Source organism: Azospirillum sp. UENF 112521 (assembly GCF_058780665.1).
Genome location: NZ_JBSNCI010000009.1, coordinates 337806 through 352653, shown reverse-complemented (window position 1 = coordinate 352653; position 14848 = coordinate 337806). Strand labels below are relative to the sequence as shown.

The window sequence follows — 14848 nt, the reverse complement described above, 5'->3', positions numbered from 1 at the left end:
CCGCCCCCCATCCGTCCGTCACCGCGGGGTAACGGGCAGCTCCGCCAGTCGGTCCATGTCGAGCAGGCTGTCCGCCTCCATCAGCAGGATCAGGCGGGCGGCACCGGCCACATCCCCGGCCATATCCCCTGCCGCATCCAGCGTCGCCACCCGGCGGATCAGCCGGCGCTGCGCCGCCGACACCGCCGGGGCCGGACCGATCCGATCCGCCGGGACGGTCAGCAGGCCGGACAGCCCGTCGACCAGCAGCCCGACCAGCAGCCCGTCGCGCCCGACCACCACCACCCGCCCGCGCTCCAGCCCGGCTGGTCCGCTCTTGCTGTCGGCGGCCGGCAGCGCCAGCAGCCGGCGCTGGTCGATCAGCGGCAGCACCTCGCCGCGCAGGGTCAGCACGCCAGCGACGAAGTCGGGCGCATTGGGCAATGGCGTGATGCTGTCGGGCCGGCGCAACACCTCGCGCACGGCGGAGACCGGCAGGCCATATTCCGCCCCGGCAAGGCGGAAGACGACGAAGCGTTCCCCCGCACCGCCGATCCCGTTGGAGCCATCCGCAGGCTGCGCCGGTTCCATCCCGTCCCCTTCCCCGTCCGCCTCCGCAGCGCCCGCCCCTGTCCCGAATGCGGCGCCATGGCGGAACAGCCGCTCCGCCGACAGCACCGACACCAGCCGCTGCCCACCACCGGACACGCCGCCAGCCCCGCCATCCGCTCTGGCGATGCCGTCCAGATCCTCGAATTCCGGCTCGCGGGCGAGCAGCGGCGGCACCGGGTCGATCAGCGCCGGGTCGAGCCGCAGGATCTCGCGCACCTCGTCCACCAGCACGCCGACCGGCGCCTGCCCATTGCCGGAGCGCACCACGACGACGCGGCGCCCGGCCGCCAATCCACTGGAGTCCTGCCCTTCGCCAGCCTCCAGCCCGAACAGGGCGCGCAGGCCCACCAGCGGCAGCAGCCGGTCGCGCACCGCCATCACGCCCAGCAGGTGCGCCCTGGACCGCGCCATGCGCGTGACCTCGCGCGGGGCCGGCAAAACCTCGCGCACCCGATCCACCGGCAGGGCGAATTCCTGTCCCGACACCTCGAAGACCAGCAGGGCCTGCCGGTCGACAGTGCCCTTGATACCGCCCGCGGCACCACTTCCCCCGGCCGGCACGGGACCGAAGCCGGCCGCCGCGGAGGCTGAGCCCCGGTCCGTCCGCTCCGTCTCCGCCGGATCGCCGAACTGGCTGTCGATCAGCGCATCCAGCTTCAGGATGGTCGCCGGGCCGTCACGCAGCAGGCCGTCCAGCAGGGCGGGGTCGAGCCCGCCCTCCTCCTGCGTCACCGGATCGATGCGGTCGGGATTGCTGCGCAGGATGCCGGCCATCGCATCCACCCGCAGCCCCACCGTCGTCTGGCCGCCCATCTGGCTGCGATGCCCGACCAGCACCACCCGCGTCTCCCGCGTCGGCTCCGCGCCGCCCGGCCTGCCCAACGCCGTGGCGAGGTCCAGCACCGGCACCGCGTCGCCATGCCAGTGCGCCAGCCCGTCCAGGCTGGGCGGCCCCAGCGGGATGCGCACCAGCTCCGGCAACCGGATCACCGCGCGGACCGCCGGCAGCGGCAGGGCAAGGCGCAGGTCGGCGACCGTCACCGTGACGAAGTCGAGAGCGCCGCCCGTCTCCCCGTCCGTCTCCCCTGGCGCGCGCCCGGCCACGGCGGTCAAACCGCGCCCAGCAGGCTGTCGGCCATCGCCGCGATCTCCTCGATCGCCGACGCCAGTTCCTCGGCACCCTTCGCCTGCTCGCGCGCCGCCTTGGCCGCTTCGGTGCCGGCGAGGTTCGCGGCGGCGGCGGCGGTGGCCACCTGCTCCACCCCGACGCGGGTCTCGCGGAGCGCCATGGTCGTCTCGGTGGCGGCCTCCAGGATTTCGCGGCTGCCGGCGGTGACCACCCGCAGCTCCTGCGCGCTGGCGGTCAGGGTGACGCCGAAGGCGCGGTGCCGCGCGATCTCCGTCACCGCGGTGGCCGACCCCTCCTCCACGTCGCGGCGCACCCGCAGCATCTGGTCCTGGATGTCGCGGACGATGTCCTTCACCCGCTCCGCACTGTCGGCGCTGTCGCCGGCCAGCTTGCGGATGTCGCCGCTGACCACGGTGAAGCCGCGGCCGAACTCGCCCGCCCGCGCCGCCTCGATGGAGCCGCTGACCGCCAGCATGCCGGTCTGGATGGCGACGGTGGCGATGGCGTCCACCACCTTGTCGATGCGCCGGCCGATCCGGTCCAGCGCGTCCAGCCGGTCCCCGGCCCGGCGGGAAGACTCCACCGCCTCCAGCATGCCGTCGGCAAGCCGGCCGATGGTGTCCCGCGTCTCGCCCAGCAGCCCTTCCATCGCGGTGCAGCGTTCCACCGACTTGCCGGCCCGGCCGGCGGCCAGCGTCGCCGCCGCGTCGATTTCCGCGATGGCGGAGGCAAGCTGGTGGGTGGCGGCACTCTGCGACTGCGCCCCGCCGGAGATCTGGCCGATGGCGGTCATGATCTGGGCCGCCCCGCGGTTGATCTCCTCGATGGCGGCCGACAGCTCCTCGGCGGCCGACGCCAGCTCGTCGGCGGTGGCGGCGAGGTCTGCGGTGCCCTCCAGATCCTCGGCCACCTCGGACAGCTGGCCGGCGGCGCGCTGGCTCTGGGCCAGGGCCACCGCCTGCTCGCCCGCGGTCCGCAGCGCCTCCTCGGCGGCGGCGGACTGTTCCTCGGCGCTGGCGGCGATGGTCTCGGCCCCGCGCAGGGCCTCGCGCGCCGCCTGATCGGCCTCGACCGCGGCGCGGATCGTCTCCTGCGCGCCCTGGACCAGGGTCGACATGTCCGACCGCACGCCTTCCAGCTGCTCGACGATCCTGCGGCCGCGCTCCACTTCCGCCTTGGCCGCGTCCGACGAGGCGACGATGCCGGCGGCGATGGCGGCCACCGCATCCTGGATTTCCCCGACCATCGACTGGATGTCGTTGGCGCTGCGCTCCGACCGTTCGGCCAGCGCCTGCACCTCGTCGGCGACGACGGCGAAGCCCTTGCCGGCCTCCCCGGCGCGGGCTGCCTCGATGGCGGCGTTCAGCGCCAGCAGATTGGTCTGGTCGGCGATGGCGGCGACGCTCTGCACAATGGTGCCGATCTCGCGGGCCTGGGCTTCCAGGTCGCGGACCAGACTCACCGATGCTTCCTGCCGTTCGGCGGCGCGGACGATGCCCTCGATGGAGGACAGGATCTGGCCGCTGACGTCCTTCAGCGTCGCCTGCAACGCCTCGACCCGCAGCACCGCCTGCTCCGCCGTGCTGCGCGAGCGGGTCAGCAGTTCCGACGCGCGGCCGATCATGCGCTGCGACTGCTGGGTGGCGCCGGCCGACTCCTCGGCTCCGGCGGCGATCTGCTCCATCGCCCGGCGCAGTTCCTCCGCCGCCGACGCCGCCTGGGTGATGCCGCTGGCCAGTTCGGTCGAGGCGGCGGCGATGCCGGTGGCGGCCTGTCGGCGGCGCGAATCGGCGCGCGCCCGGCGGCGCTGCGGCGCACCCGTGGCGGCGGCCATCGGGGGGGCGGCTGCCGAGGCGGCCGGCGCGGACTCGACAGCGGCGGCGGACCGGTCCGGACCCTCGTCGTCGGCGCCGGACCTGGTCCGGGCGGTGCGCGCCGTATCGATCTTGGTCTTCTTGATGAGTGCCATGGTCCTTACCCGTCTTCCTTACCCGCCTGTCCGACCGGCCGGTTGTTCTTGTTTCCGTTACGCCACGAGCCGGCCGATGTAGCGGCCGAGCGTCGCCTGGAGCGCGCCGGCCGAGCCGGCGTCGAGCAGCAGGACCACCCGCCCGCCGACCACGACGCCTTCGCCGCCCGGCAGGCTGGTGCGCAGATCAATGTGGAACAGCACCGCGGCTCCCTCCGCCGTCGGAGCCGTTCCCGCACAGCCCCGCAACACCTCCGCCGCATTGCCGCGGAACACCGCCGGCAGACCGGTGTCGACCGGTTCGCCCAGCAGGTTGGCGACCAGCGCCAGCGCGCTGTTCAGGACGACGTTGCCCAACTCCGACAGCACCTCGTCCTCCAGCTCCGGCACCTCCTCGGCGGGGATTTCGGGCGGCAGGGCGGCGCGCACCAGGGCAATGCTGCCCGCCTGGGGGAAGACCAGCAGGGCGCAGCCGGCGAACAGCCCGCCCAGCGTTTCCGAGATGCCCACCAGCGGCGGCGTCAGCGCCCGGTCCAGCAGCTCGGCCACCGTGTCCGGCGGCACCATGTCCACCGTCGGGACCGACAGGGTCACCAGCCCGCCCAGCATGCGGCCGAGCGCCGTCGATGCCCGGCCGATGCCGATGTTGCCCAGTTCGGCCAGGGCGTCGCGCTCCAGATCGCTCAGCATGGGAATGCGGTCACTCCTGCTGCGGCTGTGTCGGGCGGCGTGGCGGCAGGGCGGTGGAGTTCAGGAAGCGGACGACCTGCTCCTCCTCCAGCGGCTTGGGCATGAAGGCGGCGCCGACGCCGCGGATGCCGGACACCACCGCGTCCTGGGCATTGGCGGTGATGATGGCGATGTGGATGCCCGGATGGCTCTGGCGCAGCTTGGCCGCGGTCTCCACGCCGTTGTCGCCGGGCATGTTGTAGTCGATGATGGCAACATCGACCGGCGTGTCCTGCAACGTCGTGAAGAGTTCGCCGCCGTTCGCAGCCTCGACCACCGTCCAGTCCGGCTTGTTGCGCAAGACCATGGCCCGCACATGCATGCGCGAAAGCTTGCTGTCATCGACAATGATTGCAGTCTTACTCAAGATATACGCCTTTTGGATGGATATTGGCCAAGGAAGCCTAGCCTGGACCGAATTGAGCGCAAGTATACAGAATGAAATGTGCCGCGCCAGTCCCCTTAAATGTTCTTGGGATTTTGCCTGCGCGCCATCCCGCCGACTCATGCTATCGAAACGACACGTTTTCTCCGATCCGGCCGACGCCCAATGCCGCCTTCCGCCGCCTCCAAACTCCCGGCCCGATTGGCCGCCCTCCTGCGCGAGGCGCTGGCCCATCACCGCGCCGGCGACCTGGACGGGGCGGAGCGCGCCTATCGCGCCATGCTGGCCGCCGACGGGCGGAACGCTGACGCACTGCACCTGATCGGCGTGCTGCACCACCAGCGCGGGCTGGATGCCGACGCCGTCCGCCTGATCGGGCAGGCCGTCCTGCACCGCCCCGGCGTCGCCGAACAGCACGCCAACCTCGGCCTCGCGCTGCACGCGCTGGGCCGGCTGGCGGAGGCGGAGGCGGAATACCGCCGGGCGCTCGCGCTCCGCGAACCCTATGCGGAGGCGCACAACAGCCTGGGCAGCGCGCTCCAGGAGCAGGGCCGGCTGGCGGAGGCCGCCGTCCATTACCGCCGCGCGCTGGACCTGAATGCCGGCTATGCCGAGGCCTGGGCCAATCTCGGCACGCTGCTGCGGGAGCAGGATGACTATGCCGAGGCCGAAACGGCGCTGCGCCATGCCCTGCGGCTCGACCCCGGCCATGCCACCGCCCTGACCAACCTCGGCGTCGTGCTGAAGGAGACCGGCCGCACCAATGAGGCCGAGGCGGCGCATCTGGAGGCCCTGCGGCTCGCCCCCGGCGATGCCGAAGCCATGGTGAACCTCGCCCTGCTGCGCGAGGCCCAGGGCCGCGGCGACGAGGCGGAGGCGCTCTACGCCCAGGCGCTGATCCAGGCGCCCGGCTTTGCGCTGGCCCGCTGGAACCTCGCCCTGCGGCTGCTCGGGCGCGGCCGGCTGACCGGAGGCTGGGAGGAGTACGAGGCGCGCTTCGTCTCCCGCCGCGTGTCGGCCGGGCGCAGCTTTTCCCTGCCGGCCTGGGACGGAACTCCGGGGGCGCGCCTGCTGGTCTGGCGCGAACAGGGGTTGGGCGACGAGCTGATGTTCGGCACCGCCCTGCCCGACCTTGCGGAGCGGCTCGGCCCGGAAACGCTGGTCGTCGAGGTCGATGCCCGCCTGACCGGGCTGGTCGGCCGCGCCCTTCCCGGCGTCACCGTACGGGCGCAGACGGCGGATCCCGCCCCCGCCGACGCCGGCGCGCATCTGCCGATGGGATCGCTGCCCCGGCTGCTGCGCCCCGGCCTCGCCGACTTTCCCGCCCGGCCCTCCTGGCTGGCGCCCGACCCGCTGCGGCTGGCGGAGTGGCGCGACCGGCTGGCGGCGCTGGAGCCGGGGCTGCGCGTCGGCCTCTGCTGGGGCAGCCAGAATATGCTGGGGGAGCGCAAGGCCTCCTACACCACGCTCGCCGACTGGGCGCCGCTGCTGACCCTGCCCGGCCTGATCCCAGTCACCCTGCAATATGACGGGCGCGAGGCGGAGATCGCCGCTGTCGAAGGGCAACTCGGCGTGACGGTCCAGCGCTGGCCCGGCACCGATCTGAAGAACGATCTGGAAGGCGTGGCGGCACTGATCGCCGGCCTCGACCTCGTGGTGACGGTGGCGAGTTCCGTCGGCGAGATGGCGGGCGCACTCGGGGTGCCGGTCTGGCGCTTCGGCCCGGCCGGCGACTGGACGGCGCTCGGCACCGGGGTGCGCCCCTGGTTCCCGTCGATGCGGCTGTGGAGCACCCGCCCCGGCGAGGGGTTGCCGGACGTGCTGGCGCGCATGGCGGCGGAATTGCGCCGCTTGGCCCCTGCTCCGCCCTCAGCTCTGCCAATCGAGGAGTGGCTGGCCGAAGCGCGCGACCTGCACGGGTCGGGCCGCTGGCCGGACGCGGAAAAGGCCTATCAGCGCATCCTCGACCAGGGCGGCGAGGTGCCGGCGGCGCTGGAAGGCTACGCGCTGCTCGGCCAGCAGGCCGGCCGCCCCGACATCGCCGACACCCTGCTGACCCGCGCCATCGCGGCGGAGCCGAGCGCCGACCGCCACAAGCGCCGCGCCCTGGCCCGGCAGGAGATGGGCGCGCTCGCCGACGCCGAGGCCGATTGGCAGGCCGCCGCGGCGCTGGCGCCCGAGGATGTCGAGGCGCTCGGCAATCTCGGCGCCCTGCGGCTGTCCCGCGGCGCGGCGGCCGAAGCGGCAGAGGCGACCGACGCGGCACGGCGCCTCGCCCCCGTCCATGCCGGGCTGTGGATCAATGCCGGGCTGGCGCGGCAGGCGATGGGCGGGGAAGGCCGGCCCTTCTTCATGCGGGCGCTCGCCCTCGACCCCGCTGTCGCGGAGGGCTGGACCGCCCTGTCGGCCGAGGCCCTGCGCGACCCCGACCATGCCGCCGAGGCGGAGCGCACCGCCGGCCGGGCCTTGCGCCTGCGACCCGGCGACCCGGCGGCGATCAGCAACCTGGGGCTGGCGGCCCTGGCGCTCGACCGGCCGGCGGAGGCGGTCGCCCATCTGCGTCTGGCGCTCCAGGGCCACCACGGCGATCTCGCCACGCTGGGCAACCTCGCGTTGGCACTGGAGCGGGCGGGCGACGGCAATGCTGCCGGGCTGGCCTGGTGGCGGGTGATCCTGTTTGCGCCCGGAACCGGCGCCGGCTGGGCCGGGCTGGCCGATCTGCGCCAGCGGCAGGGCCGGCCCGATGCCGCGCTGAAGGGCTGGGGCCGCGCCCTGGCGCTGGAGCCCAAGCGGGCGGAATGGCGCTACAACCAGGGCAACGCCCTGCACGCCGCCGGCCGTCCGGTCGAGGCCGATGCTGCCTACCGGCAGGCGGTGGAGGACGACCCGACCCTGACGCTCGCCGCCTTCAACCGCGGCTATGCGGCGCTGGCACGTGGGGAACTAGACACCGGTTGGACCGGGTTGGAGGCCCGCTTCGCCGCCGGACAGGCCTTGCCCGACCGCCGCTTCCGCATTCCCGCCTGGGACGGCGGCGACCTGGCGGTACGGACGCTGCTGGTCTGGCGCGAGCAGGGAGTCGGCGACGAGCTGATGCACAGCGCCTGCTACCCCGGTCTGATCGCACGCGCAGCCGCAGCCGCGGGCCGGATCATCGTGGAATGCGAGCCGCGGCTGGTGGCGCTGTTCGCGCGCTCCTTCCCACAGGCGACGGTGCGCGCCGCGACCGCGGATCCGGCGGATGCCGACTGTCACATCCCGGCCGGGTCGCTGCCGTTGCGGCTGGGCTGGGGGCTGGCCGGCTTTGCGAAGCGTGGCGGATGGCTGCGCGCCGACGAGGCGGCGGTGGAGCGGTGGCGGGAGTGGTTGGGGGGGCCGGCTCCAGCCTCACCGTCGGTATCTGCTGGCGCAGCGGCATGCGCGGTGCCGCGCGCGACGCCAATTACGCCCCGCTGACCGACTGGGCGCCGATTCTCACCCTGCCCGGCCTGCGGCTGATCAGCCTGCAATATGACGAGTGCGAGGCCGAACTCGCCGACGCCGAACGGCGTTTCGGCATCGCGATCCACCGCCCACCGCTCGACCTCAAAAACGATCTGGATGGTGCGGCGGCCCTGACCGCGGCGCTGGATCTGGTGATCTCCGCCGGAACTTCGGTGGCGGAGATGGCCGGCGCGCTGGGCGTGCCGGTCTGGCGGATCGGGCCGGCGGGGGACTGGACGGCGCTCGGCACCGGCTGCCGGCCCTGGTATCCGTCGATGCGGCTGGTCTGCCCGGAACCGGGCGGGACGCTCGGCGACGCGCTCAGCGCCGCCGGGCGTGCCCTCATCGGTCTCAGAACGCGCTGACTCAGAATGCCGGAACCACGGCGTTCTTGAACTTGGTGAGGATGAACTCCTTCACCTCGGGGCTGTTGTAGGACTTCACCAGCTTGGCGACCCAGGGCTTGTCCTTGTCGGCCTTGCGGACGGCGATGACGTTGGCATAGGGGCTGTCGGCCGCCTCGCGGGCGATGGCGTCCTTGACCGGGTCGATGCCGGCCTCCAGCGCGAAGTTGGTGTTGATCGCGGCGGCAGTCACGTCGTCCAGCGAGCGCGGCAGCTGGGCGGCGTCCAGCTCGACGATCTCCAGCTTCTTCGGGTTCTCGACGATGTCGATGGGCGAGGCCTTCAGGGTGCCGCCGTCCTTCAGCTTGATCAGGCCCTTGGCCTGGAGCAGCAGCAGGACGCGGCCGCCGTTGGTCGGGTCGTTGGGAATGGCGAACTTGGCACCCGTCGGCAGCTCTTCCAGGCTCTTCACCTTCTTGGAATAGATGCCGATGGGATAGACCACCGTCTTGCCGACGCTGACCAGATCGAAGCCGCGGTCCTTCACCTGGTTGTCCAGATAGGGCTGGTGCTGGAAGCTGTTGGCGTCGAGATCGCCGCCGGCCAGCGCCTGGTTCGGGATGACGTAGTCGGTGAATTCCAGGATCTGGATGTCCAGCCCGTCCTTGGCGGCGATGGGCTTCACCGCTTCCAGGATCTGGGCATGCGGACCGGCGGTGACGCCGACCTTGATGGTCTCGGCGGAAGCACCAAGCGCGATGGCCATGGTGGCGGCACCGGCCAGCAGCGAAGCCAGCGAACGGAAGCGCAGCATCTCGAACACTCCTCGGTTTCTTGAGTCAGGTCTTTTGGGGGGTCAGGACTTCAGATTGCGTTTGTTGACGCGGCGGGCGATCAGGTCGCCCGTCGACTGGACGATCTGCACCAGCACGATCAGTACGATCACCACCGCCAGCATCACCTCCGGCAGGAAGCGTTGATAGCCGTAGCGAATGCCGAGATCGCCCAGGCCGCCGCCGCCGACCGCACCGACCATGGCGGAATAGCCGACCAGGCTGACCGCCGACAGGGTCAGGCCGGCGACGATGCCCGGCAGGGCTTCCGGCAGCAGGACCTTGCGGATGATCTGGAACGGCGTGGCCCCCATCGCCTGCGCCGCCTCGACCAGCCCGCGGTCGACCTCGCGCACCGCATTCTCCACCACGCGGGCGATGAAGGGGGCGGCGGCGACGGTCAGCGGCACGATGGCGGCGTTGGTGCCGATGGAGGTGCCGGCGATCAGCCGGGTGAAGGGGATGATCGCCACCACCAGGATGATGAAGGGGGTGGAGCGGGTCATGTTGACCACCGCCCCCATCACCTTGTTGAAGGCGAAATTCTGCAACAGCTCGCCTCGGCCGGTGACGGCCAGCATCACGCCGATGGGCAGGCCGATCAGCGTCCCGATGGCGCCCGACACCGCCACCATGTGCAGCGTGTCGATCAGCCCCTTGATCAGCAGGTCAATGATTTGCGGGGAGAGCATGGCCCAACACCTCGACACCCAGATTGTTCTCTTTCACCAGCGCGATGGCGGCATCGACCTTGGCCTGATCGCCCAGCGCCTCCACCACCAGCGTGCCGAACGGCGCGCCCTGGATCTCGTCGATCTGGCCGTGCCAGATGTTCAGGTCCAGGTTCAGCTGGCGGCTGATGGCGCTGATGACCGGGGTGGTCGCCTTCGCGCCGGTGAAGGTGATGCGCAGCACCGGGTTGCTCCCCAAACCGGGCTGGGGCGACAGCCGGTCGCGCAGGCTGTCGGGGATGCCGCGGTTGATGACGGGATCGACGAAGCTGCGGGTGGTCGGGTGGTTGGGGTGGGCGAAGATGTCGAAGACCGGCCCCTGCTCGATCACCCGGCCATTCTCCATCACCGCCACCTTGTGGCAGATCTCCTTGATCACCGCGATCTCGTGGGTGATCAGCACGATGGTCAGGCCGAGCCGCCGGTTGATGTCGCCCAGCAGATGCAGGATCTGCGTCGTCGTCTCCGGGTCGAGTGCGGAGGTCGCCTCGTCCGACAGCAGCACCTTCGGCTTACTGGCCAGCGCGCGGGCGATGCCGACGCGCTGTTTCTGCCCGCCCGACAGCTCCGCCGGGTAGCGGTCGCGCTTGTCGGCCAGCCCGACGAGGTCGAGCAGCGGCTCCACCGTCCGGCGGATCTCCGCCTTCGGGGTACCGGCCAGTTCCAGCGGCAGCGCCACATTGTCGAAGACGGTGCGCGAGGACAGCAGGTTGAAGTGCTGGAAGATCATGCCGATGGAATGGCGGGCCTTGCGCAGCTCCGCCGCCGACAGGGCGGTCATCTCCACCCCGTCCACCGTGACGCTGCCCGAACTCGGGCTTTCCAGCAGATTGACCGTGCGCAGCAGCGTGGATTTGCCGGCGCCGGACCGGCCGATGATCCCGAAGACCTCGCCGCGTTCGATGGACAGGTCGATGTCGGTCAGCGCATGGACCGGAGCCCCACCGCCGCGCGCCGCGTAAGTCTTGTGAATGTTTGTTAGCGTTATCATCTTTTAATCGGCAAAAGGGGACGTCCAGCGTCCCCCAGCCTCCCTCACCACGTCGGAATGATGGAACCGTTGAAGCGCGTTTCGATAAACTGCCGCACTTCGGGCGAACGATACAGCGCAATGAAGCGCTTGATCGTCGGGTCTTCTATGCGATCCTTGCGGACCGCCCACACCAGGTTCCACTTGGACTGGTCATCCTCCAGCACCAGGGCCTTCTTCGGCTCCAGCCCGGCCAGCACGGCATAGTTGAGGGTGATGACCGACGCATCCACGTCGTCGAGCGAGCGCGGCAGCTGGGCGGCGTCCAGTTCCACCAGCTTGATGCCCTTCGGGTTCACCACGTCGGCGATGGTGGTGTTGAGGCCGGCGCCCTCCTTCAGCCCGATCACGCCGGCCTTGGCCAGCAGGAACAGGGCGCGGGCGCCGTTGGTGGGATCGTTGGGGATCGACACCGACGCGCCCGGCTTCAGGTCGGCCAGCGCCTTCACCTTGCTGCTGTAGACGCCCATCGGCACCACGACGCTCTTGGCGACGGAGACGATGTCGTAGCCGCGCTGCTTGACCTGATTGTCGAGGAAGGGCTGGTGCTGGAAGTTGTTGGCGTCGATGTCGCCGGCCTGGAGCGCCGCGTTGGGCATGTTCCAATCGGTGAACTCGATCACCTGCGCCTCGATGCCCTCCTTGGCGGCCAGCTTGGCGGTGAATTCCAGGATCTCGCCATAGGGGCCGGCCGACACGCCCAGCTTCAGCGGAGCGGCGAAAGCGGAGGTCGCGGCGGTCAGCAGGCCGGCGGCGACGGCCACCGACATCAGGATACGCTTCATCGGGTCTTTCCTCAGGATTTTCAGCAGCGGGCTATTGGAGCGGGTTTCTTGGCAGCGGGCTTTTATCGGGGTTCAGCGGCGGCGGGTGTCGGGCAGCCGGCTGCAATGCTGGTGGGCGGCGCGCTGGGCCTGTCCGACATTGCGGAAGACACGGCGGTCGAGATCGCGGAAAGCCCAATCGGACACGAAGAAGGTGAAGCCGCCGCGTTCGGCGACGACGATGCCGGCGGAGCGGCCCTGGACTTCGATGGCGTAGGCGTTGGCGTGGGACATGGCGGACTGCTCCCCCCAGATGGGATTGGGCGCGCGGGCGGCCCTCGTCATGGCGGGGCGGCGGCGCAGATGCGTTCGGGACCTGATGGTCAGGATCGGCGGATGTGCGGAATGGGCGCTGTGTCTTGGGGCCGCGATGTCAGCGGCAACACAGGCCCGAGCGCATCATGCAGGCCGGAAAAGCGGTCCGAAGCGCGGATGGGGGAGCGGAAACTCGCGATGTCATTCCGGTCTCTCCTTCTTGAAGAGGTCCACGACCGGTATCGTGGCGCTTTAGCGTTTGGTGACGCGGCGCAAGCTGCAGAAGTCAAATTGCCGCGGGATGCCCGGCGGGGCGTCCATGGATTTTTATCTACCCTTTTGATGGAGTTTGGTCAAACCCATTTTTGCGGTTTGTGTGAAATTCCTCATTGAGCATATTTTTCCCGTTAAATCTCGCGGTCGCGACAGCGACAGGTGACGGGCGCCCGGAATGTGCTATCTATCGCGGCGATGGTTCATCCGGGGCCCCCACACCGCCCCGGCGAGCGATGCGAGGAGAGTGTTTTGTCCGCCGATACCAGCGCCCTGGGCTTGCCGGCCGCCGAGGTTCCTGTCGACGACCAGCTGGTGCTGGCCCTGCCCAAGGGCCGCATCCTGAAGGAGCTGCGCCCGCTGCTGTCCCATGCCGGCATCCATCCGGAGCCGGCCTTCGACGACGACAAGAGCCGGCTTCTGCGCTTCGCCACCAACGTGCCGAACCTCAGCATCATCCGCGTCCGCTCCTTCGACGTGGCGACCTTCGTCGCCTTCGGCGCCGCCCATCTGGGCGTGGCGGGCAATGACGTGCTGATGGAGTTCGACTATCCGGAGATCTACGCCCCGCTCGACCTCGGCATCGGCGCCTGCCGGCTGTCGGTCGCCGAACCGGCGGAGATGCTGGAGAGCGACGATCCGTCGCGCTGGAGCCATGTGCGGGTCGCCACCAAATACCCGGAGGTGACCAAGCGTCACTTCGCCGCGCGCGGCGTCCAGGCCGAATGCGTCAAGCTGAACGGTGCCATGGAGCTGGCGCCGACGCTGGGCCTCTGCCGCCGCATCGTCGATCTGGTCTCCACCGGCTCGACCCTGCAGGCCAACGGGCTGGTGGAGGTGGAGCATATCGCCGACGTCACCTCGCGCCTGATCGTCAACCGCGCCGCCTTCAAGACGCGGACGGCCGAGATTTCTCAGTGGATCGACAAGTTCCGGGAGGCGGTGAATGCCCGTCAGGCTTGATATTCGCGACGCGGACTTCGCCGCCGGCTTCGAGGCGCTGCTGCACGCCAAGCGCGAGGCCAGCGAGGATGTCCAGACGCTGGTCGCGGGCGTCATCGAGCAGGTCCGCAGCCGCGGCGACGCGGCGCTGATCGACTACACCGCCCGCTGGGACCGCCAGACCCTGACCGCCGACACCCTGCGCATCGGCCGGGACGAGATCGACGCGGCCACGGCCAAATGCTCGGCCGAGACGCTGGAGGCGCTCGACCTCGCCGCCCAGCGGATCGAGGATTTCCACCGCCGCCAGATCCCGGAGGTCACCGACTACCGCGACGCCGCCGGCGTGCGGCTGGGTGCGCGCTGGACGGCGGTCGGCGCCGTCGGCCTCTATGTGCCGGGCGGCACCGCCTCCTACCCGTCCTCGGTGCTGATGAACGCGCTGCCGGCCAAGGTGGCGGGCGTCGAGCGCGTCGTCATGGTGGTGCCGACGCCGGACGGGGCGATCAACCCGCTGGTGCTGGCCGCCGCCAAGCGCTGCGGCATCGACGAGATCTACCGCATCGGCGGTGCCCAGGCGGTCGCGGCGCTGGCCCACGGCACGGCGACGATCCGGCCGGTCGACAAGATCGTCGGCCCCGGCAACGCCTTCGTCGCCGCCGCCAAGCGGCAGGTCTACGGCCTCGTCGGCATCGACAGCATCGCCGGCCCGTCGGAGATCCTGGTGGTCGCCGACGGCCACAACGATCCGGCCTGGATCGCCATGGATTTGCTGTCGCAGGCCGAGCACGACACCTCGGCCCAGTCGATCCTGATCACCGACGATGCCGCCTTCGCCGACGCGGTGGCCGCGGCGGTGGACAGGCATCTGGAGACCCTGCCGCGCACGGCAATCGCCGGCGAAAGCTGGCGCGAGCATGGCGCCATCGTGCTGGTCGGCGACCTGATGGCCGATGCCCCCGCCCTGGTCGACCGGCTGGCGCCGGAGCATCTGGAGCTGGCCGTCGAGGATCCGGACGCGCTGGCGGCGAAGGTCCGCAATGCCGGCGCCATCTTCCTCGGCCGCTACACGCCGGAGGCCATCGGCGACTATGTCGCCGGTCCCAACCATGTGCTGCCGACGGCGCGCAGCGCCCGCTTCTCCTCCGGCCTCAACGTGCTGGACTTCATGAAGCGGACGACCTTCGTCGCCTGCGACGCCGACAGCCTGCGGGCCATCGGCCCGGCGGCGGTGACGCTGGCGATGGCCGAGGGGCTGGAGGCGCATGCGCGCTCCGTCGCCCAGCGGCTGCCAAACTATAAAGAATAAGTTCTACAAAGACTGAAGACT

General features: G+C 70.8%; 13 protein-coding genes. 4 read left to right on the top strand and 9 right to left on the bottom strand.

Annotation, left to right across the window (positions count from 1 at the left end; translation table 11 throughout):
• Nucleotides 1-18 precede the first annotated feature (18 nt).
• From ACWPN8_RS33195 to ACWPN8_RS33180, 4 genes are read right to left on the bottom strand one after another with little or no spacing between them, the layout of a single operon-like run.
• A complete protein-coding gene (locus tag ACWPN8_RS33195; protein ID WP_492243873.1) occupies nucleotides 19-1695 on the bottom strand; it encodes a chemotaxis protein CheW in 1677 nt (558 codons plus the stop codon).
• Between the two features lie 5 nt (nucleotides 1696-1700).
• Nucleotides 1701-3689 carry a methyl-accepting chemotaxis protein gene (locus ACWPN8_RS33190; protein ID WP_492243872.1) on the bottom strand — a complete coding sequence of 663 codons (1989 nt, stop codon included), beginning with the start codon at nucleotides 3687-3689 and terminating at the stop codon, nucleotides 1701-1703.
• Between the two features lie 57 nt (nucleotides 3690-3746).
• The gene (locus tag ACWPN8_RS33185) at nucleotides 3747-4379 is read right to left on the bottom strand and encodes a chemotaxis protein CheC (RefSeq protein WP_492243871.1); all 633 of its coding nucleotides are present in this window, start codon (nucleotides 4377-4379) and stop codon (nucleotides 3747-3749) included.
• Between the two features lie 10 nt (nucleotides 4380-4389).
• The gene (locus ACWPN8_RS33180; protein WP_109450607.1) at nucleotides 4390-4785 is read right to left on the bottom strand and encodes a response regulator; all 396 of its coding nucleotides are present in this window, start codon (nucleotides 4783-4785) and stop codon (nucleotides 4390-4392) included.
• A 219-nt stretch (nucleotides 4786-5004) separates the two neighbouring features.
• On the opposite strand from ACWPN8_RS33180, the gene ACWPN8_RS33175 reads away from it, so the two are divergent.
• A complete protein-coding gene (locus tag ACWPN8_RS33175) occupies nucleotides 5005-8259 on the top strand; it encodes a tetratricopeptide repeat protein (RefSeq protein ID WP_492243870.1) in 3255 nt (1084 codons plus the stop codon).
• A complete protein-coding gene (locus ACWPN8_RS33170; RefSeq protein WP_492243869.1) occupies nucleotides 8220-8651 on the top strand; it encodes a hypothetical protein in 432 nt (143 codons plus the stop codon). The genes ACWPN8_RS33175 and ACWPN8_RS33170 overlap by 40 nt, the downstream gene beginning before the upstream one ends.
• Before the next feature lies 1 nt (nucleotide 8652).
• Here the strand turns inward: ACWPN8_RS33170 and ACWPN8_RS33165 are convergent, their stop codons facing one another.
• The 5 genes from ACWPN8_RS33165 to ACWPN8_RS33145 all read right to left on the bottom strand — a co-directional run bounded on the left by ACWPN8_RS33165 (nucleotide 8653) and on the right by ACWPN8_RS33145 (nucleotide 12282).
• Nucleotides 8653-9444 (bottom strand): MetQ/NlpA family ABC transporter substrate-binding protein, encoded by a 792-nt coding sequence (locus ACWPN8_RS33165; protein WP_109450602.1) that lies wholly within the window; start codon nucleotides 9442-9444, stop codon nucleotides 8653-8655.
• 42 nt (nucleotides 9445-9486) lie between these two features.
• Nucleotides 9487-10155, bottom strand: a complete 669-nt coding sequence (locus ACWPN8_RS33160; protein ID WP_109450600.1) for a methionine ABC transporter permease — start codon at nucleotides 10153-10155, stop codon at nucleotides 9487-9489.
• Nucleotides 10133-11185, bottom strand: a complete 1053-nt coding sequence (locus ACWPN8_RS33155; protein ID WP_492243868.1) for a methionine ABC transporter ATP-binding protein — start codon at nucleotides 11183-11185, stop codon at nucleotides 10133-10135. Before ACWPN8_RS33155 ends, ACWPN8_RS33160 begins: the two co-directional genes overlap by 23 nt.
• 44 nt (nucleotides 11186-11229) lie before the next feature.
• Nucleotides 11230-12009, bottom strand: coding sequence for a MetQ/NlpA family ABC transporter substrate-binding protein (locus ACWPN8_RS33150; RefSeq protein ID WP_109050373.1), 780 nt, complete (start codon nucleotides 12007-12009; stop codon nucleotides 11230-11232).
• 72 nt (nucleotides 12010-12081) lie between these two features.
• Entirely contained in the window at nucleotides 12082-12282 is a 201-nt protein-coding gene (locus ACWPN8_RS33145) for a hypothetical protein (protein WP_492243867.1), read from the bottom strand.
• 546 nt (nucleotides 12283-12828) lie between these two features.
• Between ACWPN8_RS33145 and hisG the strand changes: the two genes are divergently transcribed.
• Both hisG and hisD read left to right on the top strand, forming a co-directional pair.
• Entirely contained in the window at nucleotides 12829-13539 is a 711-nt protein-coding gene (gene hisG, locus ACWPN8_RS33140; protein ID WP_425290399.1) for an ATP phosphoribosyltransferase, read from the top strand.
• The gene (gene hisD / locus ACWPN8_RS33135) at nucleotides 13523-14827 is read left to right on the top strand and encodes a histidinol dehydrogenase (RefSeq protein WP_492243866.1); all 1305 of its coding nucleotides are present in this window, start codon (nucleotides 13523-13525) and stop codon (nucleotides 14825-14827) included. Before hisG ends, hisD begins: the two co-directional genes overlap by 17 nt.
• Nucleotides 14828-14848 lie beyond the last annotated feature (21 nt).